The organism is Cupriavidus sp. SK-4 (assembly GCF_000611125.1).
GTDB classification, from domain to species: domain Bacteria; phylum Pseudomonadota; class Gammaproteobacteria; order Burkholderiales; family Burkholderiaceae; genus Cupriavidus; species Cupriavidus necator.
The window spans coordinates 1-8,541 of record NZ_JFJW01000237.1; the positions used below are offsets into that span (position 1 = coordinate 1).

Here is an 8,541-nt window from a genome sequence, read left to right on the forward strand (position 1 = left end):
AGGGGAGAGGGAGAACACCTTGCTTAGGCTACTTCGGGCGGCTTTGGAGCACCCAGCGGAATCCCCTGACGCGCGGCGTAAGCCACCACCTCCGCGGTATTGTGCAGATCAAGCTTGCGCATCAGGTTCTCGCGATGCTTGCGCGCAGTCAGCGGGCTGATGTCGAGTTGCGCGGCAATGTCGCCGGCGGTGGCGCCGCGCGCGATCAGCATCAGGATCTGCTGTTCGCGCCGGGTGAGCGTGGCGATGCCGTCCGGTGCCGCGGTGGCGGGTGCGGGAGCGCGCGCGGCCATGTAGTTGCTGCCGTCGCGCAGGGCCATGAGCGCGGGCACCAGTTCGCGGATATCGCCGCTCTTGACCAGGTAGCCATTGGCGCCCGCTTCGACCGCGGCATGGGCCATGCCCGCCCCCGCGTTGCCGGTCAGCACCAGGATGCGCAGCGCGGGGTGCCGCGCGCGCAGGCGCTGCACGAACGCCAGGCTGTCCACGCCTGGCATGCCTAGGTCCATGACCAGCAGGTCGACCGGTTCGCGCGCCAGCAACGCGAGCAACTGCGTGCCGTCGGCCGCTTCGCCCGCCACGACCAGGTTGCCGATGCCGGACAGCACCTGCTTGAGGCCCTCCAGCACGATGGCATGGTCATCGGCAAGGGCCACGCGGGTCGGGACGGGAAAGCGGCTCATCGCGGCAGGTGCATCGGTGGCGAATGGGAAAGGGAAGGTGGTATAAAACGGCAGCCCGTCAGTCCGGCAGCTGCAGGTGGCCTGCTGAATGCCCCAATGAACCGGCGGCCGGCTGGATTATAGCGTTGCACGCCCAACCTGCCCCACGGCCTACCTAGCATGCGCAAGCTTCCGTTGTCCTGTTGCCGTACCGCTCCCTGCCGCCCGCAACGGGCGCTCGCATCATGACGGCCACAGGCACCGGATTGCCGCCGGCCTGGCAGCCCGGCGATGTCCCGGCGGCGATGGTGGATCTGCTTTACCGCCAGTCCAACGCGGTCCTGTTTGCCAACTTCGTCATTGCGCTGCCGGTGATCTACGTGCTGCGTCCCAGCGTGCCGCTGTCCATGCTGGCCGGCTGGATGGCCGCGGTGTACCTGCTGACCACGCTGCGCATCGGCCTGTCATGGCGCTACTTCCGGCGTGACGGCAGCACGCCGCCGCAGGCGTGGGCGCGCCGCTTCATGGTGCTGTCCTGGCTGTCCAGCCTGCTGTGGGGCGCCGTGGGCTCTGCCATCCTGCTGCCGCCCGAGCCGCAGCTGGTGGCGTTCTGCTGCATCGTGCTGGCCGGCATGTCCAGTGGCGCGATCCCGTCGCTGTCGGCGCATCCGGCCACCTACCGCGGTTCAGTCGCGGCCATGCTGCTGCCGTTCACCATCTATTGCCTGGTGCAGCAGGGGCCGGTGTATGGCGTCTACGCGGGCTTTGCCGCGTGCCTGCTGTGCGTCAACATCTACTACAGCCAGGTCACCTATCGCGCGCTGCGCGACGGCGTGACGCTGCGCTTCGAGAACGTCGCGCTGATCGGCGAGCTTGAGCGCGAGCGCGACCGCGCCACCGCCGCGGACCGGGCCAAGACGCGCTTCCTGGCGGCGGCCGGGCACGACCTGCGCCAGCCCGTGTATGCCATCGGCCTGCAGGCGGCATCGCTGCTGACGCTGGGCGAGCGTGGCGACGTGGCCGGCAGCCAGGCGCATGCCATCGGCCACCGGCTGCAAGCCACGCTGGCGCGCATGGACAACCTGCTCGACGGCCTGCTTGACGCCTCGCGCCTGGATGCCGGCGTGATGCCGGTGCGCAGCCAGCCATTGCAGCTGGCGCGGCTGCTAGCCGAGCTGCGCGACGAGTACGCCGAGCAGGCGTGCCAGCGCGGCAGCGTGCTGCGGGTGGTGCCGGCGCGCGCGTGGATCGACAGGATCCGGACCTGCTCAAGCGCATCCTCGACAACCTGGTGGCCAATGCGCTGCGGCATGCGCCGCGTGCCAGCATCCTGGTGGGCGCGCGGCGCCGCGGCAATGCCATGGAGATCCAGGTGATCGACACCGGCCCTGGCATCGCCGCGGCCCAGCAGGCACGCGTGTTCGATGAATATGCGCAGGTGCCGGGCCTTGCCACGGCAGGCGACGACCAGGCGGGCGCAAAGGGACTGGGCCTGGGCCTGGCGATCGTGCGGCGCCTGGCGGCGCTGCTTGGCCATCAGGTGGGCCTGCGTTCCGCACCGGGGCGCGGCTGCGTGTTCTCGGTGCGCGTGCCGCTGGCTGCCGCCGCGGCGCAGGTGCATCCAGCCACCCCCGCCATTCCCGCGGCCGCTGGCGAGCCGCTGTGCGTGATGCTGGTCGACGACGATGCGCAGGTGCTGGGCGCGCTCACCGAACTGCTGACACTCTGGGGCCATGTGGTCTACGGCGGGCGCACCGTTGCCGCCGTGCGCGCTGCGTACCGCGCTGCCAGCCAGGACGGACCCGCCCCGGTCCACCTGATCCTTGCCGATTACCGGCTGGCCGAAGGCCTGACCGGCATCGCCGCGGTCGGCATGCTGCGCGCCAGCCTGGGCCGCGCGGTGCCGGCGCTGATCGTCACCGGCGACACCGCGCCAGACCGGCTGCAGGCGCTGCATGACAGCGGCTTCTCGGTGTTGCACAAGCCGATCCAGGGCGAGGCCTTGCGCGCGGCCCTGCATCGCGCGGTGCAGCCGGCCGAGACCGCCTGAGGCGCTGCGCTGCATGCATGGCACGGGCGGTTTATGATCGGGCTTTTCCGTTGTCCGGCGTCTTCTTGCGCAGTGCGCAAGCGCCTGAACCAGGAGCCCGTGTGCCCGATCTGTCCGCTTTCCCCATCACCCGCAAATGGCCGGCGCAGCATCCCGACCGCATCCAGCTGTATTCTCTGCCCACGCCCAACGGGGTCAAGGTGTCGATCATGCTGGAGGAGACCGGCCTGCCGTATGAACCGCACCTGGTGCGCTTTGACGCCAACGACCAGATGTCGCCGGAGTTCCTGTCGCTGAGCCCGAACAACAAGATTCCCGCCATCCTCGATCCCAACGGCCCGGGCGGCAAGCCGCTGGCGCTGTTCGAATCGGGCGCGATCCTGCTCTACCTGGCCGACAAGTCGGGCCAGCTGATCCCGGCCGACCCCGCGCGCCGCTACGAAACCATCCAGTGGGTGATGTTCCAGATGGGCGGCATCGGGCCGATGTTCGGGCAGGTGGGCTTTTTCCACAAGTTCGCCGGCAAGGAGTACGAAGACAAGCGCCCACGCGACCGCTACGTGGCCGAAAGCCGGCGCCTGCTGAATGTGCTGAACCAGCGGCTGGAAGGGCGCGACTGGATCATGGGCGACGCATACACCATTGCCGACATCGCCACCTTCCCGTGGGTGCGCAACCTGCTTGGCTTCTATGAGGCGGGCGAACTGGTCGGCATCCAGGACTTCCCGCATGTCAGGCGCGTGCTGGACGCGTTCGTGAAGCGCCCGGCGGTGGTGAAGGGGCTCGATACGCCGCACCGCGGCTGAGGCGGCCGCGGCGTGCGCGCGCCGAGGGCGTGGGCACCGTCCTACACGGTGGCTTCCGCGGCGCCTACAGAGGGGCGGGCGGCCCGCATCCTATAGTCCAGGGACAGGCGCGCCGCCCCGCGTTGCCTGAGGAGCCCGGACCATGCCGATGCCCACCACTTTTTCCCTGTTGCGTGCCGTTCTTTTGGCGGGCGCCACCGCTGCGCTCGCCGCCTGCGGTGAAACGGCCAAGCTGCCTTCCGAAGCGGGCTTTGGCCCCACGCCGCAGCTGCCGCCACCCAACCAGACCGCGATCCCCACCGTCAAGATCGCGCCGGCCATCGGCTGGGCCGCGGGCCAGCGCCCGGTGCCGGCCGCAGGCATGGCGGTGACGGCCTTCGCCGACAAGCTGGACCATCCGCGCTGGGTCTACGTGCTGCCCAACGGCGATGTGCTGGTGGCCGAGAGCAACGCCCCGCCCAAGCCCGACGACGGCAAGGGCATCCGCGGCTGGATCATGAAGAAGGTGATGAAGCGCGCCGGCGCCGGCACGCCCAGCGCCAACCGCATCACGCTGCTACGCGACACCAACGGCGACGGCGTGGCCGACCAGCGCTCGGTGTTCCTGAAGGACCTGAACTCGCCGTTCGGCATGGCCCTGGTCGGCAACGACTTCTACGTGACCGCCACCGACGCGGTGCTGCGCTTTCCGTACCAGCCGGGCCAGACCCAGATCACTGCCGCGCCGCGCAAGGTGGTGGACCTGCCCGGCGGGCCGCTCAACCATCACTGGACCAAGAGCCTGATCGCCAGCCGCGACGGCAGCAAGCTGTACGTGACTGTGGGCTCCAACAGCAACGTGGGCGAGCACGGCATGGACAAGGAGGTCGGCCGCGCCGCCATCTGGGAGGTCGACCCGAAGGCCGGCACGCACCGGATCTTTGCCAGCGGCCTGCGCAATCCCAACGGCATGGCGTGGGAGCCGGTCACCGGCATGCTCTGGACCGCCGTCAACGAGCGCGACGAGATCGGCAGCGACCTGGTGCCGGACTACATCACCTCGGTGCGCGACGGCGGCTTCTATGGCTGGCCCTACAGCTACTACGGCCAGCATGTGGACGCACGCGTAAAGCCGCCGGCGCCGGACCTGGTGGCCAGGGCCATCGCGCCGGACTATGCCGTGGGGGCGCACACCGCAGCGCTCGGGCTGACCGCCGCCGGCGGCAACAGCTTGCCGGCGCGCTTCAGCGAAGGCATGTTCGTGGGCCTGCACGGTTCGTGGAACCGCAGGCCGCTGGCGGGCTACAAGGTGATTTTCGTGCCGTTCAGCAAGGGCCGGCCCAATGGCGCGCCGTTCGACGTGCTGACTGGTTTTCTCGATGAGGACGGCAACGCGCGCGGGCGCCCGGTGGGCGTGGCGATCGACAAGCAAGGCGGTTTGCTGGTGGCCGACGATGTCGGCAATACCGTGTGGCGGGTCAGCGGCGCGAAGTAGGCGGACCATGGCGCGGCAGCGGCGGCACTGCACCGCTAGAATGACGGCGCCCCCCCACGCCGAGCCCGCTGCCGCCCATGTCGCTCACTGTCTTCGCTGTCGTCCTGCTCGCCGCGTTCCTGCATGCCGCCTGGAACGCGGTGGTCAAGGGCGGCGGCGACAAGATGCTGTCGACGGTGATGGTGGCGGTGAGCGCCGGACTGATGGGCGCCGTGGCGCTGCCGGCGTTGCCGCAGCCGGCGCCGGCGAGCTGGCCGTTCATCGCCGCGTCAGTGGGCGTGCACGTGGTGTATTTCGCGCTGGTGGCACGCATCTACCACACCGCGGACATGAGCCAGACCTACCCCCTGATGCGCGGCACCGCGCCGCTGCTGGTGGCGGTGGCCAGCGTGGGCTGGCTGGGCGAGCACCTGTCGGCGCTGGCGTGGAGCGGCATCGCCGTGATCAGCCTGGGCATCCTGGCCATGGCGGGTGGCGCCCGCGGTGCCCCTGGCAGCCGTGAGGGCATGTGGCTGGCGCTGCTGAACGCAGTGGTGATCGCCGCCTATACGCTGATCGACGGCACCGGCGTGCGCCGCTCCGGCGCGCCGGTAGCGTATGCGTTCTGGATCTTCGTGCTGACCGCGGTGCCGCTGGCGGCGTGGGCGCTGGTGGCGCGCCGGCCGGCACTGGGCGGCTATGTGCGGCGCAACCTGGTGTTCGCGCTGGTGGGCGGCGGCGGCACGCTGGCGTCCTACGCGCTGTCGCTGTGGGCGATGACACGCGCGCCGGTGGCCCCGGTAGCCGCCCTGCGTGAGTCCTCGATCCTGTTCGGCGCGCTGATCTCCGGGCTGCTGCTCAAGGAGCGCGTGGGCGCCGCCCGCCTGATCGCCGCCGGCGTGGCCACGCTGCGCTTTGCCTGAGGGCACGTCTGGGTGCCGGTCTGAACGCCTGGCCGCTGCGCGCCTCCGGCGCTGTCTATACTTGGTTTTACCGGGGTCAGAGGCGGAGGGGCACTGTGTCCGCGCAAACCGGCAGCCTGGCATCGACGCCGAGGAGAGGGCATGGACCACACCGCAGATTCGTTTCGGGCCTTTGAGCTGGCTGGCTGGGAAGATCCCGAGGTCGTCAGCCAGTACCAGGAGCATCTGTCGCACGTGACCCGGCAATCGGTCGAGTCCCTGCTGGACGAGGCCCATGTGGCCAGCGGGCTGCGCGTGCTGGATGTGGCCACCGGCTCCGGCCATGTCGCGGCGGGGGCGGTGCGGCGCGGCGCCGAATCCGTCGGCATCGATTTCTCGCTGGCGCAGGTGCAGCTGGCGCGCAAGCTCCATCCGGATGTCCATTACGAGCAGGCCGATGCGCAGGCGCTGCCGTTCGGCGATGCCAGCTTCGATGCCGTGGTCAATGGCTTCGGCATGTGCCACCTGTCCGACCCCGACGCCGCGCTGGCCGAAGCCTTCCGCGTGCTGCGCCCGGGCGGGCGCATCGCCTTCACCGTGTGGGACACGCCCGAGCGCGCGGTCGGTTTCGGCGCGGTCTATGCCGCGATCCGCGCCTACGGCTCGATGGAGGTCGATATCCCCGTGGGGCCGAACTTCTTCCTGTTCAGCGATCCGGGCCATTGCCGCACCGCGTTGCAGCAGGCCGGCTTTGTCTCGCCCACCTGCCGCAACGTGCCGCAGGTATGGCGCTTCTCCGCGCCCGACCAGCTGTTCGATGCGCTGGCCCAGGGCACCGTGCGCGCCGCCGCCACGCTGCGCGCGCAGACCCCCAAGGCCCGCGACGAGATCCGCGCCGTGCTGCGCGGCACCGTCGCCGCCTATATGCGCGGCAGCGGCTTCGAGGTGCCGATGCCGGCAGTGCTGGCGGCGGCGGTCAAGCCCTGAGGGCGGGGCTCACGCACCTGTCGCGGCGCGGACGCCGCCGGGAGTGTTGGAGTTCGACCGACATCCGTGCCGCCAGCGTCGGCTTGGCCCCACCATCCCATCCCCGGAAAGTGCCGTAATCCGCGCCGCAACCAGCCTTATGGCGGTGGCACGGTCATTGCGCAATGGACAGCGAGCGCGGCGCCGCGGCTCGTTGTGCCACCAGCCAGCAATGGCTTCCCGGAGAACCCCGATGTACACCCGACCCCAATGCCAGACAGGGCAGGCCGCGCCGCGCCCGCCCGCAATCCTGCACCGCTCGCGCCAGGCCATGGCGCTGCTGCGGGTGCTGGGCTTATGCATCAACAGCGTCGCCTGCGCCCAGTCCGAAGCGCCGCAGGCTGCAGCGCCTGCCGTGCAGGCCGTGACGCCGGAACAGAAGTTTGCCCCCGGGTACCTGGAGGCCGTTGCCACCGGTTATGACAATGGGTTGGCCTTGCGGGAGCCGGAAGGCCTCGCGCCGCTGAGGCCGCCGCGCGAGGCGCGCAGCGCGCCGGCGGCAGGCGCCGTGCCGGTTGCCATGCCAGCGGCGGTGCGGCCGCAGCCGGCGCGCTGATCCGGCGGGGCCCCAGGGAGCAGGGCGGCGAAGCAAGTAGCTCGGCGGTCATCCATGTGACGGCAATTGCGGAATATTCGCGCCCAATTGCCTACAATTCGTCACACCGGTTAATCCCCCGTCCCATGGACATCGATCTCGCCCGCACCTTCCTGCAAGTCGTCCGCACCGGCAGCCTGCTGGCCGCGGCCGACAAGCTGCATGTCACGCAGACTGCCGTGACCGCGCGCATCAAGAGCCTGGAATCGCAGCTCAACTGCCGCCTGTTCGATCGCAACAAGGCGGGCGCACGGCTGACGCCCGATGGCCAGCGCTTTCTCGGCTACGCCAGCCAGCTGGTGCAGACCTGGGAGGCGGCCTGCCGCGAGCTGCCGTTGCCGGCCGGGCTGGCCAGCCTGTTTCGCTTTGGCACGGAAATCAGCCTGGGCAATCCGCTGGTGCTGCTGTGGACCACGCGCCTGCGCCAGCTGATGCCGGCACAGGCGGTGCGGGCGGAGGTGGGGGAAGGGGCGGAGTTGCAGCGCAAGCTGCAGTCAGGCACGCTGGATGCAACGCTGGTCTACCAGCCGGAGTACGCGCCCGGCATGCATGTCGAGGCGCTGATGGAAGAGAAGCTGATCCTGATCCGCTCTACGCAGCGCGACGGCGGCTATGTCTATGTCGACTGGGGACCGGAGTTCCGCCGCCAGCATGACAGCGCGCTGCCGGAGCATGCGCGCGCCTCGCTGTACTTCAACCTGGGGCCGCTGGCGCTGCAGTACATCCTGCAGTTCGGCGGCAGTGGGTATTTCCGGACACGCGTGGTGCAGAGCTACCTGGACAGCGGGGTGCTGGCGCGAGTGGAAGGCGCGTCAGAGTTCTCTTATCCGGTATTCCTCGTCTGCGCCAGGACCCCCGCAGGCGCGTCGCAGGATGCCGTGCGCATCCTGCGTGACATCGTGCGCGAAGAATCCGACTGGTCGCAGCGCTGGGATTTCCCGCAATAGCGCAAAACGGTCAGATCCGGACCGGCACCAGTTGGCCCATCGGGCCGGGCACTGCCACCAGGCGCCATTGCCGCACGCGCCGCACCCGGCGGCCGCGCCC

Annotated in this window: 9 protein-coding genes; 8 read left to right on the top strand and 1 reads right to left on the bottom strand. The window is 69.9% G+C overall.

Annotated elements, in window-relative coordinates; translation table 11 throughout:
* Nucleotides 1-23 precede the first annotated feature (23 nt).
* Entirely contained in the window at nt 24-683 is a 660-nt protein-coding gene (locus CF68_RS34785) for a response regulator transcription factor (RefSeq protein ID WP_035828140.1), read from the bottom strand.
* Nucleotides 684-907: 224 nt separating this feature from the next.
* Between CF68_RS34785 and CF68_RS38900 the strand changes: the two genes are divergently transcribed.
* The 8 genes from CF68_RS38900 (at nt 908) to CF68_RS34820 (ending at nt 8,441) form a co-directional block, all read left to right on the top strand.
* On the top strand, nt 908-2,038 hold the full coding sequence (locus CF68_RS38900; RefSeq protein WP_235205996.1) for a sensor histidine kinase KdpD: 1,131 nt from the start codon (nt 908-910) through the stop codon (nt 2,036-2,038).
* Entirely contained in the window at nt 1,954-2,712 is a 759-nt protein-coding gene (locus CF68_RS38905; protein ID WP_235205997.1) for an ATP-binding protein, read from the top strand. The genes CF68_RS38900 and CF68_RS38905 overlap by 85 nt, the downstream gene beginning before the upstream one ends.
* A gap of 101 nt (nt 2,713-2,813) precedes the next feature.
* On the top strand, nt 2,814-3,518 hold the full coding sequence (locus CF68_RS34795) for a glutathione S-transferase N-terminal domain-containing protein (protein ID WP_035828143.1): 705 nt from the start codon (nt 2,814-2,816) through the stop codon (nt 3,516-3,518).
* 142 nt (nt 3,519-3,660) lie between these two features.
* Nucleotides 3,661-4,992: a sorbosone dehydrogenase family protein gene (locus CF68_RS34800; RefSeq protein ID WP_035828145.1), complete on the top strand. Its 1,332-nt coding sequence runs from the start codon at nt 3,661-3,663 to the stop codon at nt 4,990-4,992.
* Between the two features lie 77 nt (nt 4,993-5,069).
* The gene (locus CF68_RS34805; RefSeq protein ID WP_035828147.1) at nt 5,070-5,894 is read left to right on the top strand and encodes an EamA family transporter; all 825 of its coding nucleotides are present in this window, start codon (nt 5,070-5,072) and stop codon (nt 5,892-5,894) included.
* A 141-nt stretch (nt 5,895-6,035) separates the two neighbouring features.
* The gene (locus CF68_RS34810; RefSeq protein ID WP_035828149.1) at nt 6,036-6,860 is read left to right on the top strand and encodes a class I SAM-dependent methyltransferase; all 825 of its coding nucleotides are present in this window, start codon (nt 6,036-6,038) and stop codon (nt 6,858-6,860) included.
* A gap of 232 nt (nt 6,861-7,092) precedes the next feature.
* Nucleotides 7,093-7,455 (top strand): hypothetical protein, encoded by a 363-nt coding sequence (locus tag CF68_RS34815; RefSeq protein ID WP_035828152.1) that lies wholly within the window; start codon nt 7,093-7,095, stop codon nt 7,453-7,455.
* Between the two features lie 125 nt (nt 7,456-7,580).
* On the top strand, nt 7,581-8,441 hold the full coding sequence (locus tag CF68_RS34820) for a LysR family transcriptional regulator (protein ID WP_035828154.1): 861 nt from the start codon (nt 7,581-7,583) through the stop codon (nt 8,439-8,441).
* The last annotated feature ends 100 nt before the right edge of the window (nt 8,442-8,541 follow it).

Excerpts from the sequence above, each read along its gene's own strand:
- CF68_RS34785 (WP_035828140.1), bottom strand. The coding sequence starts at position 683 with ATGAGCCGCTTTCCCGTCCCGACCCGCGTGGCCCTTGCCGATGACCAT.
- CF68_RS38900 (WP_235205996.1), top strand. The coding sequence starts at position 908 with ATGACGGCCACAGGCACCGGATTGCCGCCGGCCTGGCAGCCCGGCGAT.
- CF68_RS34800 (WP_035828145.1), top strand. The coding sequence starts at position 3,661 with ATGCCGATGCCCACCACTTTTTCCCTGTTGCGTGCCGTTCTTTTGGCG.
- CF68_RS34805 (WP_035828147.1), top strand. The coding sequence starts at position 5,070 with ATGTCGCTCACTGTCTTCGCTGTCGTCCTGCTCGCCGCGTTCCTGCAT.
- CF68_RS34810 (WP_035828149.1), top strand. The coding sequence starts at position 6,036 with ATGGACCACACCGCAGATTCGTTTCGGGCCTTTGAGCTGGCTGGCTGG.
- CF68_RS34815 (WP_035828152.1), top strand. The coding sequence starts at position 7,093 with ATGTACACCCGACCCCAATGCCAGACAGGGCAGGCCGCGCCGCGCCCG.
- CF68_RS34820 (WP_035828154.1), top strand. The coding sequence starts at position 7,581 with ATGGACATCGATCTCGCCCGCACCTTCCTGCAAGTCGTCCGCACCGGC.